4 protein-coding genes are annotated in these 2,833 nt (G+C 79.0%); all 4 read left to right on the top strand.

Translation table 11 applies throughout. From position 1 onward, the window contains the following. Nucleotides 1-1,094, top strand: a 1,094-nt coding sequence (folK, locus tag AB6N23_RS17965; protein WP_412867328.1) for a 2-amino-4-hydroxy-6-hydroxymethyldihydropteridine diphosphokinase, incomplete at its 5' end; no start/stop codon positions are given. Then, entirely contained in the window at nucleotides 1,091-1,582 is a 492-nt protein-coding gene (locus tag AB6N23_RS17960; RefSeq protein ID WP_412867327.1) for a DUF3180 domain-containing protein, read from the top strand. The genes folK and AB6N23_RS17960, both read left to right, overlap by 4 nt. Nucleotides 1,583-1,664: 82 nt before the next feature. Next, complete coding sequence (locus AB6N23_RS17955) at nucleotides 1,665-2,186, top strand: PH domain-containing protein (protein WP_378201178.1); 522 nt, start codon at nucleotides 1,665-1,667, stop codon at nucleotides 2,184-2,186. Further along, nucleotides 2,183-2,833, top strand: a 651-nt coding sequence (locus tag AB6N23_RS17950; protein WP_412867326.1) for a PH domain-containing protein, incomplete at its 3' end; no start/stop codon positions are given. The genes AB6N23_RS17955 and AB6N23_RS17950, both read left to right, overlap by 4 nt.

Here is a 2,833-nt window from a genome sequence, read left to right as displayed (position 1 = left end):
GTCCCGGTCCCGGCGCCCCCGCACCGGTGCCGCCGCCCGTCGCGTCGCCGTCGTCCGGGCTCCCGCTCCCCGGCGCGCGGCACGAGCCCGACCACGCCGGCGCCGGCGAGGGCGGCGCCCCCGCGCACGACGACGTCGCGGAGGCGCGGACGCAGTTCCTGCCGCCGCTGCGCGAGCCCCTCGACGCGCCGCTCGACGGCCCGCTCGACGGCCCGCTCGACGACCCTCGCGCAGACCCGCTCGACGACCCGCGCACGCAGGTCATGGCGCCGGTGCGCGAGGACGACGCCGTCGAGGGCGAGGTGCTCACGGACGAGCTCGACCGGGCGCCCGCGCAGCCCGTCGAGACGGTGCTCGCGCTGGGTGCGAACCTCGGGCCGGCGCAGGAGACGCTGCGCCAGGCGGTGTCCGACCTCGCCGCCGTCCCCGGGCTGGACGTCGTCGCGGTGTCCCCGCTCGCGCGGACGGCGTCGGTCGGCGGCCCGGACCAGCCGGACTACCTCAACGCGGTCGTCCTGGCGCGCACGACCCTCGCGCCGCGCGACCTGCTGCGCGCGGTGCACGCGGTCGAGCAGCGGCACGGCCGCGAGCGGCTCGAGCACTGGGGCCCGCGCACGCTCGACATCGACATCGTCGTGCACGGCACGACGCTCGCCGTCACGGACGACCTCGAGCTGCCGCACCCGCGCGCCCACGAGCGCGCGTTCGTGCTCGAGCCGTGGGCGCAGGTCGACCCCGAGGCGGTGCTGCCGGGGCTCGGCGGCGGCCCCGTGGCGCAGCTCGCGGCCACGGCGCCCGACCGCGACGGCGTGCGGTGGATGGCGCTCGACTGGCTGACGGCGCCCGTGCCGGCGGCCAGCCCCGAGCCGGACGGCCCCGACGCCGGGCAGACGGTGCGCCCGCACGTGGAGGACGCGCACCCGCAGGCGGCGACGTCCGGCCCGTTCGACCCGGTGGGCTCGGTCGACCCGTCCGCCACGCCCGAGGGCCCGCGCCCGTTCCTGCCGGTGACGGGGACGTCGCCGGCGGTGCCGCCGCCGCCCGCGCCGGGGCCGTGGGCGGGCGACCCGCGCGGGGACGCGCACCGCCCGTGACCGCCACCCGCCTGCGGACGCTGCTCCTGGTCGCCGCCGCCGCCACGGCGGTGACGTGGTGGCTCATGCAGATGACGGTCGGCCGCGGGGCGAGCACGCCGCCGGAGGTGCCGTGGCTCGTCGTCGCGGTGGAGCTGGTCATCGCCGGCGTCGTGCTCGCGCTCGGGTGGGCGGTGCGGCAGTACCAGGAGGGCAGGCGGCCGTCGCTGAGCCCGCTGCGTGCCGCCCGCACGGCGGTCCTCGCGAAGGCGTCGTGCTACACCGGCGCGCTGCTCGTCGGCTGGTACGGCGGGCAGGCGCTGTCGCTGCTCACGGACGCGGACGTGCCCGGCAACCCCGGGCGGGCGGGGGCGGCGGGCCTGGCCGTGCTGGGCGCCGCCGTGCTCGCCGCCGTCGGCCTCGTCGTCGAGCACTTCTGCCGCGTGCCGCCGCCGGACGGCGACGCCGAGCGACGCCCCGAGCCGGACGCCGACCCGACCGCCGGCTGACGGCGCGCGGCGGGCCCGGGCGCGGCCGGGCTCCGTCCCGGGACGGAGCCGCGCGGACCCCGCCGGTGCCAGGATGGTGGCCATGACCACCCAGACCCCGGCGCCCGTCCCCGCGCCCGCCGCCGGACCGTTCGACCCCGCGGACGTCACGTGGACGCCGGTGTCGACGCGCCTGGCCACGGTGCGCCTGCTCATGCTCGCGCTGTGGGGCGGGGGTCTCGTCGTGGTCCTCGCTCTGGTCGCCGGCCTGATCGGCGTCGGCTGGGTGTGGGTGTTCCCCGCCGTGGCGGCCGTGCTGGTGCTGTGGCCGGCGCTGCTGGTCCGCCGCCAGGTGCGTGCGCTCGGGTACGCGGAGCGCGCCGACGACCTGCTGATCCGGCGGGGCATCCTGTTCCGCCAGCTGGTCGTGGTGCCGTACGGCCGGATGCAGTACGTCGACGTGAGCGCCGGCCCGGTGCAGCGCCGGTTCGGCATCGCGACCGTGCAGCTGCACACCGCGGCGCCCGGCACGGACGCGACGATCCCCGGCCTGCCCCCGCAGGAGGCGGCCCGTCTGCGCGACCGCCTGGCGTCGCGCGGCGAGGCCCGGCTGGCGGGCCTGTGAGCACCGACCTGCGCCCCGTGCCGGAGCAGGCCCCGGAGGACGCGTACGACTGGCGCCGCATGCACCCCGTCACGCCGGCGCTGCGCGGGTGGAAGGTCTTCGCCGCGTTCGTCGCGGCCATCGGGTTCCAGGCGGCCGACAACCTGCGCGACCTGGGGGAGTGGCTCGGGCCGGGCCGGGCGTGGCTCGCGGTCCTGGGCGTCCTGGTGGTCGTCGCGCTCGTCGGGTTCGCGTACTCGGCACTGGCCTGGCGCGTCACGCGGTTCGCCGTCACGGACGAGGCGGTGCACCTGCGCCAGGGCCTGCTGTTCCGCCAGCAGCGCCAGGCGCGGCTCGACCGGCTGCAGGCCGTCGACGTCGTGCAGCCGCTGCTGGCGCGCCTGCTGGGCCTCGCGCAGCTCAACCTCGAGGTCGCGGGCGGCACCGGGTCGGCCGTGCAGCTCGCGTTCCTGCGTGAGCCCGACGCGGAGCAGCTGCGCGCGCAGATCCTCGCGCTGTCGGCGGGCCTGCGGCCCGGGGGCGGCCCCGCTGCGGGCGGCGCAGCGACCGAAGCCGCGACCGCCGTCGGCACGGCTGGGACGACGCCGACGTGCCGGGTCTCCTCGGCCGGCTGCTCGACGCGCCCGTGCTCGTCGACAACGACGTCA

It is taken from the genome of Cellulomonas pasadenensis (assembly GCF_047229365.1).
Taxonomy (GTDB): Bacteria; Actinomycetota; Actinomycetes; order Actinomycetales; family Cellulomonadaceae; genus Cellulomonas.
The sequence above is the reverse complement of the archived record's forward strand: the minus strand, read 5'-3'. Positions and strand labels throughout refer to the sequence as shown.

Coding starts and splice junctions, on each gene's coding strand:
- AB6N23_RS17955 (WP_378201178.1), top strand. CDS start 1,665: ATGACCACCCAGACCCCGGCGCCCGTCCCCGCGCCCGCCGCCGGACCG.